Here is a 22877-nt window from a genome sequence, read left to right on the forward strand (position 1 = left end):
CCGAGCGAGGGCGCGGCGACGAAGGGGCGCCGTCGACGCGCTACCCCCGCCCCCGTCCCTGCTCCCGCCGCCGAGGGCTGACTTGTGGTCGCTTCCGGGCGGTGTTGACGACCACAACTCAGCTTTCGGCGGCGGGAGCAGGGACGGGGGCGGGGGTAGCGCGTCGACGGCGCACCTTCGTCGCCGGGGCCTCGCTCGGCAGTCGTGCCTCGAGAAGCGGCATCGACTCGATGCGGCCGCGTTCGACGTGAGCGGCCGTCAGCAGCTCTGCCACGTCGGCTTGACCCGCCACGATCGCGTCGACGATCTCTCGGTGCTCGACCCACATCGCGGCGGTGTCGCGTTGCGGCGTGAGGCGGAAGAGCCAGCGCACGCGTCCGCTCATCAGCTTCGTGACCCGGCGCAGGAGCGCGTGGTCGGCGAGCGCGATGATCTCCTCGTGCAGGTCGGAGTTGCGCGTCGAAGGCGGTGCGTCCGACTGGGCGTCGGACGTCGACCCGCCGTGTGCCGACTGCAGGGCCGCCAGCATCGGGCCCACGTCGGCGCCGGCCTGCGCCCGCCTGGCGGCGAAGGCGGAGGCCATCGGCTCGAGCTGTCGGCGCAGGTCGAACACCTCCATCGCATCGGTGACGGTGAGGATGTGCACGACGGCGCCACGCCGCGGCTGCGAGGTGATGAACCCCTCGGACTCGAGGATCGGCAGGGCCTCCCGAACGGGGATGCGCGATACCTCGAGTCGCTCCGCGATCTCGCGCTCGTTGAGCTTCGACCCCATTGCGAGCTCGCCCGTGATGATCTGCTCGCGGAGGGCGTGCGCGATGCGTGCTGGGGTCGGCTCGAGGCTCATGGGGACCATTCTGGCACGGTCGCGATGCGGCTTTTGGAATGCCAATAGCCCTTTAATGCGACACTCCCGGCGCTGAATCGTGGTTTTGGTATGCAAACGTGACGCCAGGGTAAGAACTGTGTGACGAGCGTGTTACTTCGTGCCGAAGCGCGCAGGAGGTCGCATAGCGTCGCCGACGTGCTCCCGTTTATCGCCCGCCGACTGGCCCTCGCCGTCGCCACCGTGCTCGCCGTGGTGACCATCGCTTTCGCGCTCGGCCGCGCCACCGGTGAGCCCGGTGCGCTGCTCCTGCCCGACAACGCGACGCAGGCCGAGGTCGATGCGCTCAACACCGCGCTCGGCTTCGACCGCCCCCTCATCGTGCAATACCTCGACACCCTCGCCGGTCTTGTCACCGGCGACTTCGGCAGCTCGTACCGGCTGCACGAGTCAGCGCTCGGACTCGTCCTCGAGCGGGTCCCCGCGACGCTCGAGCTGGCCTTCTGGGCCTTCGTCATCGGACTCGTGCTCGCCGTCGCCGCCGCGCTCGCCATCCAGCTCACCGGCAGCCGGACGCTGCGAGCCGTGGTGGGGTGGGCCGGCGCCGTGCGCCAGTCGGTGCCGGACTTCTTCTTCGCGCTGCTCCTGGTGCTCGTCTTCTCGGTGCTGCTCGGTGCGCTGCCCTCGCTCGGGCGAAACAGCTACGCCAGCCTCGTGCTCCCCGTGCTCACGCTCGCCACTGGCCAGTTCGTCATGTACCTGCGCCTGCTCGACTCGTCCCTCAGCGAGCAGGCCGGCCAGGACTACGTGCGCACCGCAATCGCCCAGGGACAGCGGCGCTCGACGGTGCTGTTCACCCGCATGCTGCCGAACGCGGCACTGCCCGTGCTCGGCATGGCGGGACTCAACCTCGGTGGACTGCTCGGCGGCACCGTGGTGGTCGAGGTCGTGTTCGCCTGGCCGGGACTCGGCCAGCTCCTCACCACGGCAGTGAGCCAGCGTGACTTCCCGATCGTCCAAGCCGGCCTCGTCTTCGTCGCGCTTGCCTTTGTCATCGTCAACACCGCGGTGGACGTGCTCGTCCGCCGAATCGACACGAGGACGGCCGCAGCATGAGCGCTCAGATCACCCCCGTCACCCCCGTCAGCCCAGTCACCCCGGTCACGCCGGTGCCGCGTCGCCTGCGCCTGCGCCCAGGCGCCGTCGTCGGCGCGATCATGATCGGCGCCGTGGTGCTCCTCACGGCCATCGTGCCGATGCTGCCCGGCTTCGACCCGATGGGGCAGGACCTGCGCGCCGCGATGCTGCCCCCGTTCACCGATCCGGCGCATCCGCTCGGCACCGACGCCCTCGGCCGGGACCTCCTCGACCGCATCGCGCTCGCCTCGGCGGTCACGCTCGGCATGACCGTGCTCATCGTGGTGATGAACGCCCTCATCGGCAGCACCGTCGGCATCCTCGCCGGCTACTTCGGCGGGCGCCTCGAAGCGCTCGTGACGCTGCTCAGCAACGTGACGCTGGCCATGCCCGTCGTCCTGCTGCTCATCGCCATCTGCGCCGTCCTGCGTCCGAGCGCGGGGCTCACGATCCTGGTGCTCGGCTGCACCTGGTGGGTCGGCTACGCACGGGTCACGCGGAACGTCGCTGCCTCGCTGCGACGCCAGGACTTCGTCGTCTCCCCGCTGACCCAGGGCGGCGACACCATCTGGGTGCTCACCCGCCACATCGTGCCCAACATCTGGCCGCACACGCTCATCATCGCCGCCACCGACCTCGCCACGATCGTGCTCATCACCTCCTCGCTCGAGTACCTCGGCCTCGGCGTGCAGCCCCCTGTGCCGAGCTGGGGCGGCATGATCTTCGACGGCCAGCGCCACCTCGGCAGCGACCCCTGGCTGTCGCTCCTCCCAGGAATCGTCATGCTCCTCGCCGTCGGCGGAGTGCAGTTCCTGAGCCAGCAGTTCACAGCAGAGACCCGCGGCTCGCTGCTGCGGAAGGGAGGCATGCGATGAATCCGGTACTGCGCATCGAGGACCTGCGCATCGAGACGACAGGCGAGGCGCCACGTACGCTCGTCGACGGCGTCACGCTCCAGGTCGACCGCGGCGAATCGCTCGGAGTGGTCGGGGAGTCCGGTTCGGGCAAGAGCCTGACCGTGCTCGCCGCACTCGGCCTGCTGCCCGCCGGCACCCGCATCGCCGCCGGCCGCATCCTGCTCGACGACACGGTGCTCGTCGACACGGAGGCCGACATCTGGATGCGCGAGCGAGAGCTGCGCGGTCTCCGCGGACGCACCGCCGCGATGGTGTTCCAGGACCCGATGTCCTCGCTCGACCCGCTCCGCGCGGTCGGCGCGCAGGTCGCCGCCGCGGTGCGGGTGCACCAGCCCATGAGCCGACGCGCGGCCCGCGAGCGCGCCGTTGAGCTGCTGACCGCGGTCGGCGTGCGGGATGCTGCCGAGCGTGCCGCCACCCGACCGCACCAGTGGTCCGGCGGCATGCGCCAGCGCGCCATGATCGCGATGGCGATCGCCCACGACCCGCTCCTGCTCATCGCCGACGAGCCCACCACCGCCCTCGACGTGACGGTGCAGGCGCAGGTCATGGACTTGCTCGCCGAAGTGCGCGAGCGCACCGGTTCGGCGCTCGTGCTCATCACTCACGACCTCGGCCTGGTCGCCGAGAACAGCGACCGGCTGGCCGTCATGCACCACGGCCGGGTCGTGGAGACCGGCGCGACCCGAGCCGTGCTCGACAACCCCGCCGAGGACTACACCAAGCGCCTCATGGCGGCCATCCCCGCCGAGAGCGAGCGCGCCGCGAGCGCGGTGCGCCCGGGCGAGCCGGACGCGCTGGTCGCCGACGGCGTCGTGGTCGAGTACCGAGTGCACGGCCGCCGGCAGCCGGTGCGGGCAGTGGACGGCGTCTCGCTGCGGATCGCGGCCGGCGAGACGGTCGCCGTCGTCGGGGAATCGGGATGCGGCAAGTCGTCGCTGGCCAAGGCCGTGCTCGGCGTGCAACCCGCCGCCGCAGGCAGCATCGAGCTCGGTGGGGTCGCAGTGCACAGCGAGCTCGCGGCGCGCAGCGCGGCGGAGCGGGAACGCGCGCAGATCGTCTTCCAGGATCCGTATTCGGCCCTCGACCCGCGACTGACCGTGCACGACCTCGTTGCCGAGCCCCTGCGCATCCGGCACGCCTACGACCGAGGGACCGTGACCCGCCTGCTCGCCGATGTCGGCCTCGACGAGCAGCACGGCGCCCGCCTCCCTGCTCAGCTCTCCGGGGGCCAGCGCCAGCGCGTGGGCATCGCGCGCGCCCTGGCGCTTCGCCCACGGCTGCTTGTGCTCGACGAGCCCGTCTCGGCCCTCGACGTGTCGATCCAGGCGCAGGTGCTCGAGCTGCTCGACGCACTCCAGCGCGAGCACGGGCTCGGCTACCTCTTCATCTCGCACGACCTCGGCGTCGTGCGCAGCATCGCCGACCGCGTCGTCGTGATGCAGGAGGGGCGGATCGTCGAGGAGGCCTCGACTGCTGAGATCTTCACCTCCCCGAAGCACCCGTTCACCCGACAGCTCCTCGACGCCGTGCCCCGCCTCGACGGGGCGCGCCGCGGAGCGCATCCGCTTCCCGTCTCCTGACCCACCGACCCCCCCCACCGAACTGAGGAACTCCATGCCCAAGCACGCCCTCCGACGTCGCCTCCTCGCGACCGGTGCATTCGCCGCCACCGGCACCCTCCTGCTCACCAGCTGCGCGGGTGGCTTCGAACCCACCAGCGCGGAAGGCGAGACGCCCACCAAGATCGTCGCCGCCATCCCCACCGACCCGAGCTCCATGGACCCGATCCGCTCGGGAGCCCTCGTCGTGCTCTCGGTGTTCTTCCACACCTTCGACCAGCTCGTCGCGATCACCGCCGAGGGCGAGCTCGCGCCGAAGCTCGCCACCGAGTGGACCTCCAACGACGACCTCACGCAGTGGGACTTCACCCTGCGGGAGGGCGTCACCGCCAGCAACGGCGAGGCCATCACCGCCGAGGACGTCGCCTTCTCATACCAGACGATCCTCGACGACCCGACCGGCGAGAACTTCGCCTACCTCAGCTCCGTCGCATCGGTCGAGGCCGTCGACGAGCTCACCGTGCGCTTCACCCTCAACTCGCCGTTCTCGGCGTTCCCGCGCAACACCTCGCTCATCTCGATCGTGCCCGCCGACACCTACCAGGAGGTGGGCGCCGACGCCTTCGCCCAGGACCCCATCGGATCCGGCCCCTACGTCTTCGACAGCATCCAGACCGGCGTCTCCTACGACCTCGCTCGCAACGACGACTACTGGGGCGAGGCTCCCGCCATCGAGCAGATCTCGCTGCAGCCCGTCTCCTCCGACGAATCACGCGTCAACGGGGTGCTCTCCGGCAGCCTCGATGTCGCGCCGATCGGACCCACGCAGGTCTCCTCGGTTGACGGGCAGGGCTCCGCGCAAGTGTTCTCCGCCCTGTCGAACGGCGTCGTCTTCCTCGGCGTCAACTCCACCAGCGGAGTGCTCACCGACGTGCGCATCCGCGAGGCCATCGCCCTGGCCATCGACAAGGAAGCCATCACCGGCGGGCTGCTCGGCGGCCTCGCCGAACCCGCCAGCGCCATGCTCGCGCCAGCCGTCGAAGGCTACAGTGACGACGTGACTGACCCCGGCTACGACCAGGAGCGGGCTCGCGAGCTCCTCGCGGAAGCCGGCTACGCGGGCGAGTCGATTCCCTTCGACTACGCGACCGACGGACGCATCCCCCTCTCGTCGGAGGTCGCGCAGACCATCCAGGCGTCGCTCGCCGACGTCGGCATCACCGTCGAGCTCCGCGGCGCAGACCAGCAGGCCCACACGCTGAAGGTCCGCAGCAAGGAGATGCAGGGCATCTACCTCAACACCTGGGCGCCCTCGACGGTCGACGGCGACCTCCCGCTGACCGACTTCTACGAGACCGCAGGCAACAACAACTACGCGCAGGACCCGCGCACCGCCGAGCTCGCGGCCGAACAGCGGGCCGTCACCGGCGAGGAACGCCTCGACGTCTTCGCCGAGCTCCTCAACTACAGCAACGAACAGGGATACTTCGTGCCGCTCTACGTGCCCATGAACAACTACGCAGCAGACCCCGACCTCGACTGGACGCCCCGCGCGGACGGCCTGTTCGACTTCACCCAGACGAGCTTCCGTTGAGCGCCGCGCTGATCCGCGACGCCCGCCCCTGGGGCGGCGAGCCGGCCGACGTCCGGCTGCAGGACGGCAGGATCGCCGCCATCCTGCCGCCCGGAACGCCACCGGAGCCGGGCGAGACGGTGATCGAGGGTCGCGGCCGCATCCTGCTGCCCTCCTTCGCCGACGTGCACGTGCACCTGGACTCCACGCGCATCGGCCTGCCGTTCCGCCCGCACACCGGCAGCCCCGGCGTCTGGGGAATGATGCTCAACGACCGCGTCAACTGGCGCGAGGCCGAGGCATCCATGGAAGAGCGGACGAGCGGAACGCTGGCGCGCATGATCGCCCACGGCACGACGAGCGCCCGCAGCTACGCGCAGGTCGACGTGGATGCAGGACTCGAGCGGCTCGAGGCGGTGCTCGCCGCCAAGCAGCAGCACCGTGACCGCGCCACCGTGGAGGTGATCGCCTTCCCCCAGGCCGGTCTGCTCCGCGAGGAGGGCTCATTCGAGTTGCTCGAGGAGGCCATGCGCTCCGGGGCCGACGTGGTCGGCGGCATCGACCCGTGCCAGCTCGACCGCGACCCCGCCAAGCACCTCGACCTGGTCTTCGGACTCGCCGAGCGCTACGACGCCCCCATCGACATCCACCTGCACGAGCCCGATCAGCTGGCGCGCTTCTCCGCCGAGCTCATCGTGGAGCGCACCCGCGCGCTCGGCATGACGGGACGAGTGACCATCTCCCACGGCTACGGCCTCGGCGAGCTGCCGCGCGAGCAGCTCGTCCCCCTCGTCGAGCAGTTCGCCGAGCTCGACATCTCCTGGGCGACCATCGCACCGGCCAAGCCCTTGCCGACGCTCCTGCTGGCGGAGCACGGCATCCGTCTCGGCCTCGGCCAGGACGGTCAGCGGGACTACTGGTCGCCGTACGGCAACGCCGACATGCTGGACCGCACCTGGCAGCTGGCCTTCACGAACGGCTTCCGTCGCGACGCCGACATCGAGCACTGCATCGCCATCGCCACCATCGGCGGCCGTTCCGTGCTCGGCACCGCGCCAGCGCTGCAGGGCGCGCTCGACCGGCCGGGCGTGGCCGTCGGCGACCCCGCCGACCTGCAGCTCATCGAGGGGGAGACCGTGACCAGCGCGATCATGGACCGCCTCCCCGATCGCACCGTGCTCTTCGGCGGCGTGGTCGTGGCAGACGCGCTCGAACTCGTGGGCACCGCGTGATCGTGCTCACCGCCTCGCAGCTGGAGCCGCTGGTCGACAGACCGGCCACCGAGCGTGCCGTGGCGAAGATCTTCTCCGAGATCGCGCGAGGCAGCGCCGACCAGCCGCCGCCCACCTCCATGAAGACGGAGGCTGGCACGGGCCGCTACGTGCTCATGTCGGCACTCTCGGAGGCCACCGGCACCGCCGCGGTCAAGCTGCTCGCCGACGTCCCCGACAACGCGGCGCGGGGGCTGCCGACGCAGCGTTCCATGATCACCGTGCTCGACCGCGAGCTCGGAGCCCCGGTCGCCCTGCTGCACGGCGGGGTGCCGACCCGGGTGCGCACGGCAGCCGCGAGCGCCGTCGCCACGCGTGCCCTGGCTCGCGACGACAGCCGCGTCCTCGGCCTGGTCGGCGCTGGTGGGCTCGCGCGGGAGCACGTCGAAGCGCTGCGAGGGGTGCGCGACTGGGATCGCCTCGTCATCTGGTCGCGCACCACAGCGCGGGCCGTCGCACTCGCGGAGTCGCTCGACTGGTCGGGGGCCATCGAGGTCGTCGACTCCTGCGAGCGCGTCTTCGGGGTGGCGGACACGGTGTGCACGCTCACCCCCTCGGTCAGCCCCATCGTGCGGGGCGAGTGGCTGCGCCCCGGGCAGCATCTCAACGTCGTCGGCGCCAGGCCGCGAGCCGACGAGCGCGAGGTGGATGCGCTGACCATGTCGCGATCGTCCGTGTGGGTCGACGACCTGGCGACGGCGCGCACGAAATCGGGCGATCTCATGCTCGCGGTCGCGGAGGGTGCGCTCAGCCTCGACGACCTCGTCGGAACACTCGGCGAGGTGCTCGCCGGGCTGCGGCCCGGGCGGACGAGCGCCGACGAGATCACGTTGTTCGACTCCGTCGGCATCGGCGCTCAGGACCTCGCCATCGCGGACCTCCTCGTGCGTGAGGCCCGCGTGCGGGGTGTCGGGATCGAGCTCGATCTCAACGGCTGAGGATCGTCCCGGGCTCGGCTATCGGGCTCCGGCCATCACGGTCGCGTGCCAGGCATCCAGGAGGCGCGCGACCGTGCGGGTCTGCTCCCACGGCATGGCGCGCGACTCGAGCCGCGCGTCCCTGAGGGCGCGGGAGACCGCGTCCGCCTCGGCCGCGAACGGGTGGACCTGCGCCACCTCGATCGTGTCCCGCTGCCCGTCGTGGAAGTGGTCGAGGGTCTTCGGCGAGTGGTTCCGGTCGCCGAACGCGTTCTCGAGCGTGATCCAGCCCCCATCCCCGACGATGTCGGCACGTTTGGACAGCTGGGTGTCGATGGAGCAGTCGACGTAGGCGGTGAAGCCCACCGCTGCCAGCCTGGCCGAGGCGTCCACGTCGACGCCCCTCTCGACTCGTCCGCGCGCGGACTCGAGGGCCAGGTCCTTGAGCGCGACGCCAGCTGCAGCGGCCGCCGCGACCGCGAAGGAGACGGGGTAGCCGCCGACGTCGAAGATCGCCCCGCCGGCCAGTGCGGGGTCGAACAGTCGGCCGTCACTGCCGCCCGCTGCGAAGCCGAACTCTGCGCGCACCTGCATCGGGGCGGCGACCTGCCGCCGTTTCAGGCGCTGGTCGATCGCGCGAGCGAGCGGACTGAAGCGGTGCTTGTACGCCTCGACGACGGGCAGGCCCGCGCGCTCGGCGGCGGCGAGGACACGCTCGGTCTCGGCGGCGCTCGGCGCGAGCGGCTTCTCGCAGAGCACGGCCTTGCCCGCCTCGAGTGCCGCGATCGCGAGCTCGGCGTGGGTCGTGTGCACCGTGGCGACGTACACGGCATCGACATCGTCGCGCGCCAGGATGTCCGCGTAGCTGCCGGAGATCTCCGCGCCGTAGCGCGCCGCGAAGGCCGCCGCGCGATCCGGGTCGCGGCTCGCGACCGCCCGCAGCTCGCCGTGCTCGGAGCTGGGCAGCCACGTCGCGAACGACTCCGCGATCGCACCCGGTCCGAGGATCGCCCACCTGGTCTTCTGCATGACGCGAAACTACCGGAGCCGGCTCGTGCTCATCCACAGCCCGACCGCGAGCGTCGTGTTTGGCGGTAGGTTCTGGATGCAGCGGTGCAGGGGCAGGCGCCCCGATGGGAGTCAGGGAAGGGGCGGCGACGTGGCCGAGCCGAGACAGCAGGTGGTCGCCGTCGACCTCGCCAAGCGCGACCTGACGCTCGACCTCGCGCGCGTGTTCTGCGTGCTGCTCGTGGTCCTCATCCACCTCCTCATGGTCGGCATCGGTGCGGATGCGAGCGGGCAGCTGGTCGCGTCCCGTCCGCTCGAGGCCCAGCCCTGGTTCGCGCTCGCCACCTGGGCCGGGCAGATCATGCCGCTGTTCTTCGTCGTCGGAGGCTTCGCGTCGATCACGGCCTGGCGCAGTGCCGTGCGTCGCGGCTCGACGCCGGCGGACTACGTGCGCTCGCGGGTGCTCAGGCTGGCCCAGCCGGCGCTGCCCCTGTACGCCTTCTTCCTCGTCGGCATCGGCGCGGCCACGCTCGCGGGCATCGACCCGGCGCTCGTCGACCTGGCCGCATCCGGCGCCGGCACACCCCTGTGGTTCCTCGCCGCGTACACGCTGTGCCAGGCAGTCGTGCCGTGGATGGCTGGCTGGCACGCCCGCGCCCCGCGGAGCACCCTGGGCGTCCTGCTCGCCGGCGTGATCGCGGTCGACGCGGCCCGTTTCGCGACTGGCGTTGCCGAGGTGGGCCTCCTCAACCTGTTCTTCGTGTGGGTGCTCGTGCAGCAGCTGGGATTCTGGTTCGCCGACGGGTGGCTCGACCGGCGGCACCCGCTCACGCTCCTGGCCATCGCCGTCCTGGCGTACGCGTCGCTCGCACCGCTCACGACGCTCGGCCCCTACTCGCCGGACATGCTCTTCAACCTCAACCCGGCGACGCTCCCGCTCGTGGTGCTCGCCGTCGCACAGGCGTGCATCCTGCGTCTCCTGAGGCCCGCGCTGGCGAGGCTCATGGAGACGTCGGGAGCGCGCGCGGTCGTGTTCCTCGTCGGGTCTCGGCTCATGACGATCTACCTCTGGCACCTGCCCGTGATCCTCCTCGTCTCAGGTCTCGCGCTCCTCATCCCGGGCGCGGCACCCGAGCCTGGTTCCGCGGCGTGGTGGTGGAGCCGCATCCCGTACTTCCTCGTCGTGCTCATCTCGGTCTACGGGCTGTCGTTCATCGTGGGGCGGTGGGAGACGCCGCGGGAGGTGGGGCGCACTCCGCCGGGGTTGGTGGTCGCACTGGCCGTGGCCTGCGCCTTCACGCCGTCGTTCCTCGTGCTGCAGTTCCTCATGGACCTGCCCCTCGCCGCGATTGGCACGGTGCTGCTGAGCGCCGCCATCCTGCTACTCGGGCGTTGGCCGTCACGCGCGCCTGTGCATCGGCCGAGGGGAACCTGACGGTTCGCCGCCACCGCTCGTGAGCAAGGCGATCGACCCGCCAGACTTGGCGCACAGCTCTCGACGAGGACCGGAGACGACCGTGACCGCACCGAAGCAAGGCGAAGACCCCGTCAGCACCTACCGGCCCCGCCTCGTGCCGTGGGCCCTCGGTATCGCGATCGGCGTCGCGATCGGCATCGTGATCTCCGTCATCCTCTCGATGAGCGCCGGGTTCACGATCGCGTTCCTCTTCATGGGCGTCGCGATCGGCGTCGGCTTCGCGATCGCCCTGCAGGCCGCGTTCGACGACATGGCGCGCAAGAAGAGGTAGGCGTCAGATCGTCGCGGCGAGGGCCAGCGTCGCGAGGGGGACGATGATCGCGACGCCGACCAGCCCGAGGGCCACGAAGCGGAGCCACGAGATCGTCACGCCGAGCGCCACGAGACGCTCGTGCCAGAGCAGCGTCGCGAGCGACGCCCACGGGGTGACGAGTGGGCCGAGGTTGACCCCGATGAGCAGCGCCACGAGGCGAGCCGGGCTGTCAGCCACCGGCTCGAGTGCCAGATAGGCGGGCAGGTTGTTGATGCCGTTGGCGCTCGCGGCACCGATCGCGGAGAGCTGCAGGAGGCTCAGCGGGTCGTCGCCGCTTCCCGAGACCGCGGCGAGCAGCTCGCTCAGGCCGTGCGCGTGGGCCGCCTCCACCAGCACGAACAGCGAGCCGGCGATGCCCAGCGCCTGCCACGGCACGAGCCCGAAGCGCAGCGCCCCGCGGCGGCGGACGGCGAAGGCGACGATGAGCAGCAGCGCGGCGACTCCAGCCGGGATCGCCACCTCGACGCCGGTGACGAGCGCCGGGAGGAGCAGGGCGGTGACCACGGCGGCGAAGATCAGCAGCGGGCGGTCCTGGATGCTCGTCAGGGTCGGCATCCGGTAGCGGCGGTCGAGCTCTCTCCGGAAGACGAACGACAGGATGCCTGCGCTCGCGAGCACGCCCACGAGTGCAGGCGCCCACGTGATCGCAAGGAACTGCAGAGGCCCGCCCTCGAAGGAGCGGGCAGCGAGCAGGCTCGTGAGGTTCGAGACCGGGAGGAACAGGGAGGCGGTGTTCGCGAGCCACACCGTCGCGAGCGCGAACGGGATCGGCGAGACGCCGACGTGCACGGCGAGCAGGACGACGACGGGCGTCACGAGCACAGCGGTCGTGTCGAGCGAGAGGAAGGCGGTGCTGACGGTGGCGAGCAGCAGCACGAGCGTCCACAGCAGCCAGAGGCGCCCTCGCCCGAGCTTCGCGAGCCGGTCGGCGAGCACCGAGAAGACCCCGGCGTCGCTCGCGAGCTCCGCGACGATCGTGATGCCGACGACAAACGCGAGCACGGGCACCACACGCTCGCCCAGCTCCAGCAGCTCAGGGGCCGGGAGTACTCCGATGGCCGCGACGACGACCGCCGCGACGACAAGCACGGCGGTGGCGATGATGGGGGCGACGCGGGCGACGCGGGACTCAGCCATGGCGGAGCAAGCATAGGCCCGCGAGGCGCTTGGCATGTCGGAGTCCGCTCGTAGGATTCGAGCATGACCTCGAACGATGATGTTCCTGCGCGGAGAGCGGCCGTCATCGTGAGCGGGCTGCGCGTCCGTTCCCGGCCCGGCCTATCCGACCCGCCCGTTTTCGCTCGCGGATGCGCCGGGAACGCGGGGAGCGCGGCTACTTCGCGGCGACGCTGTCGAGGTGCTCGCGCAGCGCGATGATGATGTCGTCGCGCGTCGCGTTGCGCGCATGGGCGAGCTCCTCGATGAGCCAGTCGAGGGTCATGTAGTTCGCGTGGAGCAGGTTCGAGAGCTCGATGTTGACCTTCACCTGGTTGGGGCCGCCGTCGACGGGCTGCTCCGCATCCGGGTCCGTGTCGGCGTCGAGTCCCTGCCCCTGCTCGACCTTCACGACGAACGCGCCGACCTCGACGAGGCGCTCGTAGGCGAGCGCCGCCGCGTCCGGAGAGACCTCCGTGACGGAGACGGCGTCGAGCAGCACGTGCGCTGCTTCTCGACTGGTTGCTGGAGTGGACATGCAACGAGGATAGGCGTGCACTTCGCGCAGACAGTCAGGGTCCATCCATGCAAGGCACAATCGGGGACATGAGCAGCAAACCCACAGCGAAGACCCGGCCGACCTCGGACGCGCCAGTCGTCGTCGTCGGCGATGCCATCGTGACCGAGCTGCGGGAGACCGAGGCGCGCGGCGGGCTCACGAGCCGCAGCTACGTGAGCGGCTCGGCGCTCAACGTGGCGATGGCGCTCGCCCGCCTCGGCGTGCCCATCGCGCTCATCGCCAGCATCGGCGACGACCCGGACGGGCTGCGCATCCGCGACCACCTCCACAGGTGCGGCATCCAGTTCGCGCCGTCCGTCTCGCTCGCCGGAACCGGGCGAGCCGTCGGCGAGTCCGCCGACGGGGAGCCCCTGTACACGTTCGACGACGCGGCGAGGGCGCGGCGCATCCGCTTCGACGACGAGCAGGTCGCCCTCATCCGCGCCGCGCCGTTCGTCGCGATCTCCGGCTTCGCGTTCGACGACAAGAAGCAGCACCGGCGCCTGCTCGAGGCGGTCATCCGACCGCAGGAGCGGCTGCTCCTCGACCCCAACCCGCGGCTCGGGCTCGTGGAGGACGCAGGCGCGTTCCTCGACAACTTCGAACGGCACGTGTCGAGTGCTCTCTTCGCGCACCTGTCCGACAACGACGCCGACCTGCTCTTCGACGCGCCCCTCGACGAGGCGACCAGCGACATGCTCGACCTCGGCGCGACCCACGTCCTCGCGACCGAGGGCACACGCGGCGGCCGCTGGGTGAACCGGGCCGGCATCGACGTCGCCGAACCGATCGTCGACCTGCCCGGTGACATCGTCGACACCATGGGGGCGGGCGACGCGGTGTTCGCGACCGCTGTCGCGTCGATCGCGCAGGGCGGCATCCCGAATGATGTTGCGGATGCGCGGCGCATCCTGCAGCGCGCCATGACGGTCGCCGCCGCGACGGTCCGCGTCACGGGCAGCTTCCTCGCGGCCGACGACGACCTGCCGCCCGCCGCGGACGCGTAGGTGACGCCGCCGCCACCGCCGCGCCTGTCGCCCCTGCAGCCGCGGTTCGGGATGGGAAAGTCACTTCGTGCTGGAGAACTTCCCCCAACGAAGTGACTTTTCCATCCGGAGTTGAAGGCTTTGGGCCGGCTCGGCCCCGGCTCGGCCTGGATCGGCCGGCTCGGCTTTTCCGGTTTCGGGATGGGAAAGTCACTTCGTGCTGGAGAATTTCCCGCAACGAAGTGACTTTTCCATCCGGAGTTGAAGGCTTTGGGCCGGCTCGAGTCGGCTCGGCCTGGCTCGGCTCGGCTCGCCTGGCTCGGCTTTCCCGTGTCGGTTCGTGTCGGGTCGGACCTCTGGCCGACCTCTCCGGTTTCGGGATGGAGAAGTCACTTCGTGCTGGAGAATTTCCCGCAACGAAGTGACTTTTCCATCCCGAGCGATCTTGCCGCAGAGCGAATCCACCCACCCCGAGCGGGCCCGCCGTGGGGAGCTCATTGCGCGGGACGGGCTACTGCGCCGAGCCCGGGCCCGAACCCGAACCGGAACCCGGAACCCGAACCCGAACCCGAACCCGAACCCGGAACCCGAACCCGGAACCCGGAACCCGGAACCCGAACCCGAACCCGAACCCGAGCCGGAGCCGGAACCCGCTTAGGCCGAGCCCGCGGAACCTGACGCGGCGGCCGCGCCGGCCGCGCCCGCCGCCGCGCGCTCGCGCTTCTGCTTACGCTGCACGTAGACGCCCGCGACGATCGAGATGCCCGCGATGACGAAGCTCGTGGTCACCTCGATGAGGCGCGTCTCTCCCGCGAAGAACATGTAGATGAGCAGCGCAGAGAGGGCGATGATGACCACCCAGGTGAGCCACGGGAAGCCCCACATGCGGATGCTGCCCTTCGCCGCTTCGTTCGGGTCCTCGCCCGCCGCGACGGCGTCTTCCGCGAGGATCCGGCGCGAGCGGAGCTGGGAGACGGCGATGACGATCCACACGAAGATCGCGACGGCGCCCGTCGAGTTCACGAGGAACGAGAAGACGTACTCGGGGGTCGTGTAGTTGAGGACGACCGAGAGGAGGCCGACGACGGCGGAGGCGAGGATCGCGACGTAGGGGGTGCCGCGTTTCGAGACCTTCCGGAATGCCTTGGGGGCTTCGCCGCGGCGGGAGAGGGAGAACGCCATGCGGGATGCCGTGTAGAGGGAGGCGTTGAGGGTGGAGAGCAGAGCGGAGAGCACGATGATGTCCATCGCGAGGGCTGCCCAGCCGATGCCGGCCGCGTTCAGCATGGTCACGAAGGGGCTGACGCCTGCCGTGATCTGGTCCCAGGGCAGCACGATGAGCACCACGAGGATCGAGCCGATGTAGAAGAGCAGGATGCGCCAGACGACCGAGTTGACGGCCTTGCGGACGGCCTGCGCCGGCTGCTCGGATTCGCCGGCCGCGATCGTCGCGACCTCGGCGCCGAACATCGAGAAGATGACGGGGAGGAGGGCAGCCAGGATGCCGGCGACGCCGAACGGCGCGAATCCGCCGTCTGCTGGCGCCAGGTTGCCGAACGTGGCCGTGTTGTTGGGGATGACGTGCGCGATGAGCAGCGCCCCGACGATGATGAAGATGATGATCGAGACGATCTTGATCGACGCGAACCAGAACTCGAACTCGCCGAACGACTTCACGCTGATGAGGTTCGCGATGAGGAACACGAGCGTGATGATGAGCGCGGGGATCCACTGGGGGACCTCAGGAAGCCAGCCGCTGATGATGACGGCGGCCGCGGTCGCCTCGATGCCGACGACGACCACCCAGAACCACCAGTAGAGCCAGCCGATGGAGAGGCCGGCCCACGGGCCGATGAACCGCGTCGCGTAGGCGGAGAAGGAGCCCGTCTCGGGGGAGATGGATGCCATCTCGCCGAGCATCCGCATGACGAGGACGACGACGACGCCGGCGAGGGCGTAGGCGAGGATCACGGCGGGGCCGGCGGCGAGGATCGCCGTGCTGGAGGCGACCAGCAGGCCAGCGCCGATGACGCCGCCGAGCGCGATCATCGACAGGTGGCGTGGCTTGAGCGTGTTCGCGAGGGCCTCGCCCTGCTCGCCGGGGCGGCCGTTGCCGCGCTGGTGGCCGCGTTCGCTGAGATCGCGGCCCTTCTCGGTGAAGACGGCCTCGGTGTGAGGCGCTGTTGCGCCTTCGGGAATCTTGCCGTCAGCGCTTGGGGACGTCATGGATCACGTTTCTCCTGGTGAAGGGGGCCCCGGGCGTCACGTGCTCGCTGAGGACTCAGCACGTGGGGGAGGAGCGCGGCGGGCGCCTCGAGGTCGGTACCGAGCAAGGGTAGGGCCCTGCGCGTGTCCCGTTCACCTTGTGTTCATAAGTGACGCGGCGGGGGTGGGACTCGACCAGTCCGGGATGGCGGTGCGCGTCAGCTCGCGGGCGAGTCGCCCGGCAGTATCTCGGGGTCGCTCGGCGCGACGCTGCCGCGCACGTCACGCTCCAATGGAGTCTCCGACTCGGCCGCGTCTCCCACGTCGACCGTGAACCAGCGGATCGTGACGCCGCAGATGGGTCCGATGAGCAGCGCGAACGCGACCGTTCCGATGCCCACGTCTCCGCCGAGCATCCACCCGATGGCGAGCACGACGACCTCGATGCTCGTGCGCACGATCCAGATGCGCCATCCGGTCACCCGGTGCAGGCCCGTCATGAGGCCGTCGCGCGGCCCCGGCCCGAAGAGGGCGCCGATGTAGAGGCCCGTCGCGAGGCCCAGGGTCAGGATGCCGCCGGCGAGCAGCAGGATGCGCCACCACAGGTCGAGGCCGGGTGGGATGATCCACAGCCCCAGGTCGGCGAAGGGGCCGACGAGCAGCGCGTTCGCGAGGGTCCCGAAGCCGGGCCGCTGCCGGAGCGGGATCCACAGGCACAGCACGACGACGCTGATGAGCACCGTGATGAGCCCGAACGGCAGCCCGGACTGCACCTGGACGCCGAGCGTCAGCACGTCCCAGGGCGAGACGCCCAGCTCGCCGCGCACGATCATGGCGATCGCGAAACCGTAGAGGAAGAGGCCGACGGTGAGCTGCGTGGCGCGGCGGGGCAGGCGGACGATGGAGCGCATCCGTGTATCTAAGCCTCAGCGCGCGCGGGTATCGCGGTCCACTCCGGAAGAGTGGATGGGTGGGTGCTCGTGCGCGCGTCCGGCTTAGCTGACTGCGCGCACCTAGCTGACTGCGCGCACCTAGTTGACGGCGCGCACCTAGCTGACGGAGCGCACCGTCGAGCGGATCTCCTCAGCGGACGCGAGGAACTTCTCGAGCTCGCTCGGCGACATGGGGGTGTCGAGGATGCGCTCAACGCCCCGCGCGCTGACGATGACGGGGGTGGAGATGGCGACGTCGTCGATGCCCCACTGCCCCTGCAGGAGCGTGGAGACGGGCATGATGGCGTGCTCGTCGTTGACGATCGCCTCGGCGATGCGCGCCCCGGAGAGGCCGATGGCGTAGTTCGTGGCGCCCTTGCCCTCGATGACCTTGTAGGCGGCGGTGCGCACGTCGTTCGTGATGCTCTCGAGCGTCTCCTCGGTGAAGGGGCGCTCGCCGTCGCGCTCCCAGTCGAGGATCGGCACGGGCCCGATCGTGGCCTGCGACCACAGGGCGAACTCGCTGTCGCCGTGCTCGCCGACGATGGTGGCGTGCACGCTCGTGGGAGCGAGGCCGCCGGCGAGCTTCGCGATGATCCAGCGGAGGCGGGAGGTGTCGAGCACGGTTCCGGAGGAGATGACGCGCCCCGGCGGCAGGCCGGAGATGCGCTGGGCGACGACCGTGAGCACGTCGCAGGGGTTCGTGACGAGCACGAACACGGCGTCGGGGGCGAGCTCCACGAGTCGCGGCATGAGCGACTCGAGGATGCCGACGTTCACACCGACGAGGTCGAGCCTCGTCTGCCCCGGCTTCTGCTTGGCACCGGCAGTGATGATGACGACGTCGGCGCCGGCCACGGTGGTGATGTCGCTCGAGCCGGTCATGACGCTCGAGCCCGTGAACTGGGTGCCGTGGGCGAGGTCGAGCACCTCCGCCTCGACCTTCTTCGTGTCGATGTCGTAGAGCGTGATCTCACGCGCGACACCGCGGATGAGGCAGGCGTACGCGAGCGAGGTGCCGACGCTGCCGGCTCCGACGATGGCGACCTTGGACTGCTTCTGCACGGGCATGGTGCTTCCTTCCACGAAGCCTCCGCGATGGAGACGCTGACTGAGGAGACCGTCCCGGGCAGACGAACGCGGAGCAACGCGGCGTCGACCGTCGCTTCGGTCGGCAACGCTCTGATCGTATGGGCGCGGCCCGGCGCACTGCGGCGTGTCGCGGCGCGGCTCGGGTTGGCCCGAAGGTGCGCTGGTTACGCTCGTTCGCATGCGCATCCCGTCGGAACCCAGTGACGAATCACGGCACGACGGCGCGACTTCTCCCAATACCGGCGCGAACGAGCGCGGCACCGGCGCGAACGACCGCGGCGATGGCGACCGCCGCGCTCGCGGACTGGAGGAGGTCGACGCCAGGCGGGTGCAGCGCGCCGATTTCGTGAAGCAGGTGCTCGCGAAGCGCGACGGGGGAGCGGATGCAGACCCCGAGTCGCCCGAGTCCGCCTCGAGCGAGTCGGTGCTCCCGGGGGCCGGTTCGCCCGCCGGGCAGCTCTCGCCGGACGAGACCGTGACGGTGGACGATTCGATCGTGCGTGCACTGCGCGCAGAGGGCCGGACGGCCGCGAGCGACCGGGATGCCGCGAGCGACGGCGCCGATGGGGCGGGTGTCGCCGGCACCGCTGGTGTCGCCGATGCCGCTGGTCCCGTCGCCGAGCGCACCGTCGCCGTCGATGACTCGATCGTCGCAGCCCTGCGAGCCGAGGGGCGCACGGCGACGGGCGACCGCGACGCGAGCGACGCATCCCGAGCCACAGCGCGGACAGCGGGCCCCGCAGCGCCGGGGACCCCGCCCACCTCGGCAGAACCAGCCGCCCCTGCGCGCAAGGCTCCGGTCGACGCCGCCCCGCCCACCGCGGCGATGCCCGTCGTGGCGCAGCTCCGCGACGTGCCCGTCTCGGAGGCCCTGCCCGCGGCCCTCGCGACGCTGCGCGGCTGGCGCGAGCAGCTCGCCGCCTCCGACGCGCAGCGCGCGGCCGCAGTCGAGGCCGCCTCGAGTGCCAGGGCGAGACGCCGCGCCGACACGACCTCCGAGCTGGACCGCGTGCTCAGCGGACCAGACGGAGCAGACTTCCTGCGCTCCCTCATTGACGACGTCATCCGGCCCGACGACGCCATCGCAGCCGGCAACGGCCTCGGCGACCTCGCCCCGAAGCTCCCCGCGAGCCTCTCGCCTGGCACGAAGCGCGCGTTCCAGCTCGGCGCCTTCGCGGGTCCGGGCGTCCCGTGGCTCGCAGTCCCGCTCATGCGCCGCGCCACGTCCGCGTTCTTCGGCGACGACACCGTCCGCAACGTGCCCGCCGAGATCTCGGCGGCCGCCGAGCGCGCAGCCTCCCGGGGAGCGGTGCCGCGCATCCGCCTGCTCGGCGACGCCGTGCTCGGCGAGCGCGGCTCGAACGCGAGCCTCGAGACCTACACGCAGCTGCTCGCCGCGGGTCAGGTTCGCGAGCTCGAGCTGCGCGTCGCCGACATCGAGGCGCAGCCGGCTCTCTGGGACTTCGACGGCACCCTCGAACGGGTCGTCTTCAAGCTCGCCGCGCTCGGACGCGCGGCGCTCACCGCCCCGACCCCGCCATTGATCATGCTGCGCACGCAGTCCTCGGCCGATCTCGAGCTGACCGTGCAGGCGTTCATGCGCGCCTTCGAGCAGGAGGAGCTGCGTGGCCTGCACGTCGGCATCTCCCTGCCGGCCCAGTTCCCCGAGACGCCCGGCCTGCTGCGCCGCATCGGCGGGTGGGCGCACATGCGACGCGAGGACCTCGGCTCCGACATCACGGTCGCCATCACCCGAGACGCGAACCACGAGCTCGAGCGCGCCGACGCCGTGATCAACGGCTGGCGCCTCGCGACCTACGCGTCCGAGGCCGACGTCGACGCCAACTTCGCGCGCCTCCTCGACGAGGCGCTCGCCATCGACCACGCCGCAGCCTTCAGGGTCGAGGTCGAGGCGGATGCTCGCCGCGACGTCGCGCTCGCCGCGGCCATCGCGAAGGCGCGAGGTCTGCCGAGGCCGGTGCGGGTCGTCGTGCCGCGCTCGAGCGACGAGGCGGCGCTCGGCCGCATCCGCTCGGCAGGGGCAGAGGTCGTCGAGCGAACGCCCGTCATCACGGGCAGCACGCAGCGTCACGCGGCCAGCTATCTGCAGCACCGGGTGGACGTGCGGGCCAAGCAGCTCGGAGCGGACCCAGCCGAGGGCGCACCCGCCGCTGCTGCCGGCCTCCCGGCCGACGCCGTGCATCCCGACGACGAGCGCCTCCTCAGCGCGACGGCGCGCATGCGGCAGATCGATTCCGGCCCCAACCGCGAGCAGGACCGCGTGCTCGCGGACGACGCCGCGACCGTCACGGCCAGCATCCAGCTCGAGCTCTTCCCCGAGGGCCTCTTCGAGGACGAGGAGCCAGCAGCCCAGCGGCCCGCGCGAGTGAGAAAGCTCAAACCAGCCTCGAAGCCCGTCATCGAAGACGAGGAAGAGGTCACCGAGAACCCCGCCGACACCGGGCCGAGCCCCCGCCTCACCGAGGTGGTGCTCGGCCTGAAGCGCGGCAGGCTGCTGCGCAACACGTTCAGGAACGCGCCAGGCACCGACCCGTCGCTCGCCAGCAACCGAGAGTGGCTCCTCTCCATCCAGCGCCGCGTGCCGCGCAGCGAACTCGGCATCGACGAGGTCGAACGGCACCTGCTGCACGAGCCGGGCGACGTGGATGCGCTGCTCTCGCGGGCAGAGCGTGCGGCCGAGCCGTGGGCGCAGAAGCCGGGCTGGGAGCGGGCAGCGGTGCTCGAGAAGGTGGCGAAGGCCCTCGAAGCGAACCGGGCGCGCCTCATCGAGGTTGCCGTCTCCGAGACGGGGACCCCGCTGCCCGACGTCGACGCCGACGTGAGCCGCTGCGTCGACCTCGCGAACTACTACGCGCACCTCGCACGCCAGCTCGACCGCATGCAGGGGGCCGACTTCGAACCCGTCGCGGTGACCGTCGTCACGCCCTCCTGGGTCCCGGCAGTCGCGGGCAGCGCAGGCCACACGGCGCAGGCGCTCGCCGCCGGCAGCGCGGTCGTGCTGAAGCCGTCGCCTCGAACGCGCCGCACCGCGGCGGTCTTCGCGGAGGTGCTGTGGGACGCGGACATCCCGCGCGACCTCGTGCAGCTCGCGATCTGCGACGAGAGCCTCCTCTCCGACGAGCAGCTCGGGCAGATGCTCATCACCGACGACCGCGTGCAGCGGGTGCTGCTCAGCGGCAACTGGGAGACGGCCCGCTCGTTCCTGCGCTGGCGCCCAGACCTGCCGCTCATCGCCGCGACGAGCGGCAAGAACTCGATGATCATCACGCCGAGCGCCGACCTCGACCGGGCCGCGCTCGACGTCGCACGCAGCGCGTTCCTCAGCGCGGGGCAGCGTCCGGGGCATGCGGGCACCGTCATCCTCGTCGGCTCCGTGGCCCGCTCGAAGCGCTTCCACGAGCAGCTCGCCGACGCCGTCGCCTCCCTGCGCATCGGCTACCCGAGCGACCCCGGCGCCGTCGTCGGCCCCCTCGTGTCCCCGCCGGACTCGCAGCTGCGCTTCGCGCTCAGCTCCCTCGGCGAGGGCGAGTCGTGGCTCGTCGAACCGAGACAGCTCGACGACACGGGGCGCCTGTGGTCGCCCGGCATCCGCGCCGGCGTGAAGCCAGGCAGCTACCAGCACGTCACCGAGTTCTTCGGCCCTGTCCTGAGCGTCATGCACACGCACACGCTCGACGAGGCGATCCGCCTGCAGAACTCGACCCAGTACGGGCTGACGGCGGGCATCCACTCGCTCGACCGCACGGAGATCGCCGAGTGGCTGCGGCGAGTGGAGGCCGGCAACCTCTACGTGAACCGCGACATCCTCGGCAACACGCCCCAGCGTCAGCCGTTCGGCGGCTGGTTGCGCTCCATGGTCGGCACGGCGACGAAGTTCGGCGGCCCCAACTCGCTGCTCTCCCTCGGCACGTGGCGTCCGAACCACGGCGAGCAGTCGCAGACGCTGCACCTGAGGGGCATCGACGAGCAGGCGACGGCCCTCATCGAGTCGGCGGCTCCCTTCATGGACTACGAGACCTTCGACCGCCTGCGCCGTGCCTCGCTGAGCGACCAGATCGCCTTCAACGAGGAGTTCGGGGAGGTCTCCGACGTCTCGAATCTGGGGTTCGAGCGCAACCTCATGCGGTACATCCCGGTGCAGGCCACGATCCGTGCCGCCGAGGACGCGACGCTCGCCGACCTCATCCGCACCGTCGTCGCGGCTCGCATCGTGCGTTCGAAGCCGCTCATCACCTCCGGCATCGAGGTGCCAGATGCGGTGCTCGCCGAACTGCAGGCCCAGAATCTGACGGTGCGGCGAGAGACGGATGCGGAGTTCGCCGAGCGGGCGAGGGCCGGCGGCATCGAGACGCTGCGCGTGCGCCTCGTCGGCGGCAAGCGGCGTGAGTTCTGCGACGCCCTCGAAGGCGATCCGGACATCTCCATCTGGTCGGATGAGGTCACGCCGGCCGGTCGCATCGAGGCGCTCCCGTTCCTCCGAGAGCAGGCGATCTCCATCACGGCGCACCGCGGCGGGCATCCGGACCTGCGCATGCAGCAGCTCTTCCCGTACGAGCAGACGTTCGATCCGGATGCGCCCATCACGCAGGGCCCCACGAAGTCCCGCGGGTAGGCGCGCGCTGGCGTAGCGGGCGCCGGGCAGCTGCCCAGCCACGCAGGGGCGCAATGGGCCAGCGGTGCAGCTGTGCAGATGCTCGCTGTCCGCGGGGCTTCGCTGTCGGTCCTGCTCGACCGTCGGCGCCGCCGCTGTCCAACATGAGTGCGATTTCGGCGCTTGAGGCCAGTTGGAGGGGTTGGGGTGCTGTTTTTGCACCGATGTTGGTCAGCGGCGCCGACGCTGCCGCTTCCGGACTTGGCACTGCGCCGTGAAGCTGCGCGGTGCCGCTGCGCGGAGGCGACGCTGCGCGGGGTGGCTGCCGCGCGCGC

General features: G+C 70.9%; 17 protein-coding genes. 10 read left to right on the forward strand and 7 right to left on the reverse strand.

What is annotated here, in order from left to right:
* Positions 1-118 precede the first annotated feature (118 nt).
* Entirely contained in the window at positions 119-847 is a 729-nt protein-coding gene (locus tag C5E10_RS01595; protein WP_181062587.1) for a GntR family transcriptional regulator, read from the reverse strand.
* A gap of 177 nt (positions 848-1024) precedes the next feature.
* Here C5E10_RS01595 and C5E10_RS01600 point away from each other — a divergent pair, with 177 nt between their 5' ends.
* Genes C5E10_RS01600 through C5E10_RS01625 form a run of 6 tightly spaced genes read left to right on the forward strand, consistent with a single transcriptional unit; the run spans position 1025 to position 8224 of the window.
* Positions 1025-1942: an ABC transporter permease gene (locus C5E10_RS01600; RefSeq protein WP_146080117.1), complete on the forward strand. Its 918-nt coding sequence runs from the start codon at positions 1025-1027 to the stop codon at positions 1940-1942.
* Positions 1939-2838: an ABC transporter permease gene (locus C5E10_RS01605; protein WP_104330159.1), complete on the forward strand. Its 900-nt coding sequence runs from the start codon at positions 1939-1941 to the stop codon at positions 2836-2838. Before C5E10_RS01600 ends, C5E10_RS01605 begins: the two co-directional genes overlap by 4 nt.
* Complete coding sequence (locus tag C5E10_RS01610) at positions 2835-4463, forward strand: ABC transporter ATP-binding protein (protein ID WP_104330160.1); 1629 nt, start codon at positions 2835-2837, stop codon at positions 4461-4463. Before C5E10_RS01605 ends, C5E10_RS01610 begins: the two co-directional genes overlap by 4 nt.
* A gap of 34 nt (positions 4464-4497) precedes the next feature.
* A complete protein-coding gene (locus C5E10_RS01615; protein ID WP_104330161.1) occupies positions 4498-6036 on the forward strand; it encodes an ABC transporter substrate-binding protein in 1539 nt (512 codons plus the stop codon).
* Positions 6033-7247: an amidohydrolase family protein gene (locus tag C5E10_RS01620; protein ID WP_258070954.1), complete on the forward strand. Its 1215-nt coding sequence runs from the start codon at positions 6033-6035 to the stop codon at positions 7245-7247. The genes C5E10_RS01615 and C5E10_RS01620 overlap by 4 nt, the downstream gene beginning before the upstream one ends.
* A complete protein-coding gene (locus C5E10_RS01625; protein ID WP_104330162.1) occupies positions 7244-8224 on the forward strand; it encodes an ornithine cyclodeaminase family protein in 981 nt (326 codons plus the stop codon). The genes C5E10_RS01620 and C5E10_RS01625 overlap by 4 nt, the downstream gene beginning before the upstream one ends.
* Before the next feature lie 18 nt (positions 8225-8242).
* On the opposite strand, the gene C5E10_RS01630 is transcribed toward C5E10_RS01625, so the two are convergent.
* The gene (locus C5E10_RS01630) at positions 8243-9232 is read right to left on the reverse strand and encodes a Gfo/Idh/MocA family protein (protein ID WP_104330163.1); all 990 of its coding nucleotides are present in this window, start codon (positions 9230-9232) and stop codon (positions 8243-8245) included.
* A 130-nt stretch (positions 9233-9362) separates the two neighbouring features.
* Between C5E10_RS01630 and C5E10_RS01635 the strand changes: the two genes are divergently transcribed.
* Together C5E10_RS01635 and C5E10_RS01640 are read left to right on the forward strand one after the other, a co-directional pair.
* On the forward strand, positions 9363-10646 hold the full coding sequence (locus C5E10_RS01635) for an acyltransferase (protein ID WP_258070955.1): 1284 nt from the start codon (positions 9363-9365) through the stop codon (positions 10644-10646).
* 82 nt (positions 10647-10728) lie between these two features.
* Entirely contained in the window at positions 10729-10959 is a 231-nt protein-coding gene (locus tag C5E10_RS01640; RefSeq protein WP_146080118.1) for a hypothetical protein, read from the forward strand.
* 3 nt (positions 10960-10962) lie between these two features.
* Here the strand turns inward: C5E10_RS01640 and C5E10_RS01645 are convergent, their stop codons facing one another.
* Positions 10963-12138 (reverse strand): SLC13 family permease, encoded by a 1176-nt coding sequence (locus C5E10_RS01645; RefSeq protein ID WP_104330165.1) that lies wholly within the window; start codon positions 12136-12138, stop codon positions 10963-10965.
* Between the two features lie 196 nt (positions 12139-12334).
* Entirely contained in the window at positions 12335-12694 is a 360-nt protein-coding gene (locus tag C5E10_RS01650) for a hypothetical protein (RefSeq protein WP_146080119.1), read from the reverse strand.
* Between the two features lie 68 nt (positions 12695-12762).
* Between C5E10_RS01650 and C5E10_RS01655 the strand changes: the two genes are divergently transcribed.
* On the forward strand, positions 12763-13722 hold the full coding sequence (locus tag C5E10_RS01655) for a carbohydrate kinase family protein (RefSeq protein ID WP_181062588.1): 960 nt from the start codon (positions 12763-12765) through the stop codon (positions 13720-13722).
* A 633-nt stretch (positions 13723-14355) separates the two neighbouring features.
* Here the strand turns inward: C5E10_RS01655 and C5E10_RS01665 are convergent.
* From C5E10_RS01665 to C5E10_RS01675, 3 genes are all read right to left on the reverse strand, one after another.
* On the reverse strand, positions 14356-15927 hold the full coding sequence (locus C5E10_RS01665) for an amino acid permease (RefSeq protein ID WP_181062589.1): 1572 nt from the start codon (positions 15925-15927) through the stop codon (positions 14356-14358).
* A gap of 197 nt (positions 15928-16124) precedes the next feature.
* On the reverse strand, positions 16125-16817 hold the full coding sequence (locus tag C5E10_RS01670) for a YitT family protein (protein ID WP_104330168.1): 693 nt from the start codon (positions 16815-16817) through the stop codon (positions 16125-16127).
* A 138-nt stretch (positions 16818-16955) separates the two neighbouring features.
* Positions 16956-17909, reverse strand: a complete 954-nt coding sequence (locus C5E10_RS01675; protein ID WP_104244226.1) for an L-lactate dehydrogenase — start codon at positions 17907-17909, stop codon at positions 16956-16958.
* 199 nt (positions 17910-18108) lie between these two features.
* Between C5E10_RS01675 and C5E10_RS01680 the strand changes: the two genes are divergently transcribed.
* The gene (locus C5E10_RS01680) at positions 18109-22563 is read left to right on the forward strand and encodes a proline dehydrogenase family protein (protein WP_104330169.1); all 4455 of its coding nucleotides are present in this window, start codon (positions 18109-18111) and stop codon (positions 22561-22563) included.
* The last annotated feature ends 314 nt before the right edge of the window (positions 22564-22877 follow it).

It is taken from the genome of Pseudoclavibacter sp. RFBG4 (assembly GCF_002931515.1).
GTDB lineage: Bacteria > Actinomycetota > Actinomycetes > Actinomycetales > Microbacteriaceae > Pseudoclavibacter.

What these genes read in the sequence shown, in the direction of transcription:
- C5E10_RS01615 (WP_104330161.1), top strand. Translation starts at nt 4,498, where the DNA reads ATGCCCAAGCACGCCCTCCGACGTCGCCTCCTCGCGACCGGTGCATTC.
- C5E10_RS01665 (WP_181062589.1), bottom strand. Translation starts at nt 15,927, where the DNA reads ATGACGTCCCCAAGCGCTGACGGCAAGATTCCCGAAGGCGCAACAGCG.
- C5E10_RS01650 (WP_146080119.1), bottom strand. Translation starts at nt 12,694, where the DNA reads ATGTCCACTCCAGCAACCAGTCGAGAAGCAGCGCACGTGCTGCTCGAC.
- C5E10_RS01595 (WP_181062587.1), bottom strand. Translation starts at nt 847, where the DNA reads ATGAGCCTCGAGCCGACCCCAGCACGCATCGCGCACGCCCTCCGCGAG.
- C5E10_RS01630 (WP_104330163.1), bottom strand. Translation starts at nt 9,232, where the DNA reads ATGCAGAAGACCAGGTGGGCGATCCTCGGACCGGGTGCGATCGCGGAG.
- C5E10_RS01675 (WP_104244226.1), bottom strand. Translation starts at nt 17,909, where the DNA reads ATGCCCGTGCAGAAGCAGTCCAAGGTCGCCATCGTCGGAGCCGGCAGC.
- C5E10_RS01670 (WP_104330168.1), bottom strand. Translation starts at nt 16,817, where the DNA reads ATGCGCTCCATCGTCCGCCTGCCCCGCCGCGCCACGCAGCTCACCGTC.
- C5E10_RS01605 (WP_104330159.1), top strand. Translation starts at nt 1,939, where the DNA reads ATGAGCGCTCAGATCACCCCCGTCACCCCCGTCAGCCCAGTCACCCCG.
- C5E10_RS01610 (WP_104330160.1), top strand. Translation starts at nt 2,835, where the DNA reads ATGAATCCGGTACTGCGCATCGAGGACCTGCGCATCGAGACGACAGGC.
- C5E10_RS01655 (WP_181062588.1), top strand. Translation starts at nt 12,763, where the DNA reads ATGAGCAGCAAACCCACAGCGAAGACCCGGCCGACCTCGGACGCGCCA.
- C5E10_RS01680 (WP_104330169.1), top strand. Translation starts at nt 18,109, where the DNA reads ATGCGCATCCCGTCGGAACCCAGTGACGAATCACGGCACGACGGCGCG.
- C5E10_RS01645 (WP_104330165.1), bottom strand. Translation starts at nt 12,138, where the DNA reads ATGGCTGAGTCCCGCGTCGCCCGCGTCGCCCCCATCATCGCCACCGCC.